Source organism: Flavobacterium fluvii (genome assembly GCF_900129545.1).
GTDB lineage: Bacteria > Bacteroidota > Bacteroidia > Flavobacteriales > Flavobacteriaceae > Flavobacterium > Flavobacterium fluvii.
This window is the reverse complement of the sequence record NZ_FQWB01000022.1, coordinates 1-2,912: the sequence shown is the minus strand read 5'-3', so window position 1 is coordinate 2,912 and position 2,912 is coordinate 1. Positions and strand designations below refer to the sequence as shown.

Genomic DNA, 2,912 nt, shown 5'->3' with positions numbered 1-2,912 from the left:
TCAAATTGTCAAGCCATTGTTCCTGATTTTACCAAAAATGTAACTGCAACTGATACTTGTACTTCATCTGATTTATTAATTGTTACACAATCTCCTGCTGCTGGAACCGTTGCTCTATCTGGAACAACAACCATAGTCATAACAGTAAAAGATGCTTGTGGCAATGAATCGACTTGTGAATCAAAATTAATTGTAACCAACTTTATTGTTGCCAATGACGATACAGGAACTCCTGTAAATGGTTACACTGGTGGAGTTTCATTTACCAATGTATTGTCAAATGACCTTTTGAACTGTAAAACAGTCAACACAGAAAATGTTAATATAACATTTGTGTCTTCGACTAATTCTAACATTTCTCTTTCAGGAACAAATGTTATTGTGGCTCCTGGAACACCTGTTGGAAATTATTCGTTGGTATATCAAATATGCGAAAAATTGAATCCTGCCAATTGCGATGCTGCAACGGTTACCGTTAACGTGACTGCACCACTTATCGATGCGGTTCCGGACAATGCAGGTCCAATTGTTGGGGTAAACCAAACTATTGTAAATGTAATAAACGTTTTAACCAACGATACTTTAAATGGATCTGCGGTAATTCCTTCGCAAGTTATTTTAACAACTAACAACTCCAATCCATTTTTGCACATTAACCCTGATGGATCGGTTGATGTATTGCCTAATGCACCTGCAGGTCCACAAACAGTAACCTATCAAATATGTGAAGTATTAAATCCTGAAAATTGTGACTCAGCCACTGTAACCATTAACATTGAAACTCCAGTAATGAAAATTACTGCCACACCAACATGTATCAACGACGTGCCATACATTGTCTACACTGCAACTCCTGACAATTTTACTCCAGTAAACGGATTAACCATCACTTGGACTGACAGCAAAAACAATGTAGTCTCCACAATGACCAATTTGCCATTGAGCGGTCAAGTGTTGTGGCCGGGTGCCACCATTGATCAAAACGGAAACGGTACCGATTGGCCAGGTTGGGTATTTACAAACAATAAATGGATTCAGGCTGCCGATGGTTTTGAAAACCTTCGTCCTAAAGCAACTTTGGCTTTTACCCTTAATCCTACCGAAACTATTGTCGTGGATTATCCACCATCTAGCCCCTTCTGTACTTCAAGACCAACTTTTGTAATTGATGCAGTTAATGATAATGCTGGTACAAATAATGGGGCAAACGGTGTTCCAAATATCGTGAACGTGTTTACAAATGACCTGTTGAACAACGCTGCCGTTAACCCTGCAGATGTTTTCCTTACAACGGTAATTCCAAACAATAACCTAATACTCAATTCAAATGGTGCTGTTGATGTTGTTGCAGGAACCCCTGCAGGAACCTATACTTTGACGTATCAAATTTGTGAAAAGGCCGACAATGGAAACTGCGACCAAGCCGTGGTAACAATTACGGTAGCTTTATCTAGAATGGCCAGTTCAGCTCCTGTCATCAACAGGACCGTAAATTGTGATGCGACAAGTCTTGCCATCAATCTTTTGGAAAATGTGACAATGAACGAAATTCCGGTTACCTTGAACATGGTAAATATCTCCTTGACTTCTGGTAGTAATCCAAAAATAACATTGAGCAATCTAGGTTCCTTAAATGCTGAAAATGGAATTCCTGTGGGATTATATCAATTTGCTTTCGAGGTTTGCGACAAACTAAACCCTGGCAACTGCGCTGCCGGTATAGTAAACATTACTGTTCAGGATATTACTGCTCCAGTAATTGCCCAACTGCCAGCTCCAAAAACAATATCTTGTGGCGCACCTATTGATTTTGCTCAAGCTGTTGCTACTGATAGTTGTGGTTCTGCAACATTGACTTTTGTGGATACTAAAACAAATGGTGCTTGTGCTGGTTCCTATTCCATTACAAGGACTTGGACAGCTACCGATGCTTCAGGAAATATCACAAAAGCTTCGCAAACCATCAATGTAACGGATACGGTTGCTCCTGTCATTGCAGCTTTACCGGCAACTTCAACCATCTCTTGTCCTGCCACTCCTGTATTTGCTGTGGCTACTGCAACCGATGCTTGTGGTTCTGCTTTTACCTTGACTTCGGCTGACGTGACTACAAAAGGTCTTTGTGCCGGTTCTTATTCCATTACAAGAACTTGGACTGCTACCGATGCTTGTGGAAACATTTCTAAAGCTTCGCAAACCATCAATGTTCAAGACCTTGTTGGACCAACTACCAATACTGTATTCCCGGCTAGTGTTAATGTAACTTGTGATGCCATTCCTGCCAAACCAGACTTGGTGTTTGTCGATAATTGTTCAACCGTTGCAACTCCTGTTTATACAGAAAACATCATCAACCAAACTCTGACATCCTATTCAATTCTAAGGGAATGGAACGTGGCCGATGCTTGTGGAAATGCTTCCAAATTTGTTCAAACTGTCAATGTGACAATTGCAAATGGTGGAACAACATATACAAGCGATGCCTGTAACGCCGACTCCACTCCTATAAACTTGAATGATTTATTGCCTACAGGTACACCTACAAACGGTACTTGGATCAATAAAGACAATATAGGAATATTGCAAGGCAGCAGTTTCAATCCTCTTGATGCTCCTTTAGGAATTCATGTTTTCGAGTACAACGTGATTGATGGAAGTTGCCCTACAAGAATCACGCTAAACTTGAATATAAACTTTGATTGTAAAGTATTGGGTTGTGAAGCTGTTGTTGTTCACAATGCTTTCACTCCAAATGGTGACGGCATAAATGAAAAGCTTGTTGTCGATGGTGTCAATGACGATATTTGTTATCCATCGGGTATTGGCATCGAAATATACAACCGTTGGGGAGTATTGGTTTTTGAAACCACCAAATACGACAACGAAACCAATGCTTTCGAAGGCTATTCAAA

1 protein-coding gene is annotated in these 2,912 nt (G+C 40.2%); it reads left to right on the top strand.

Features of this window, described 5'->3' with window-relative positions; translation table 11 throughout:
• Positions 1–2,912: HYR-like domain-containing protein (locus BUC16_RS17395; protein WP_141226201.1), on the top strand; the 2,912-nt coding region annotated here is incomplete at both ends.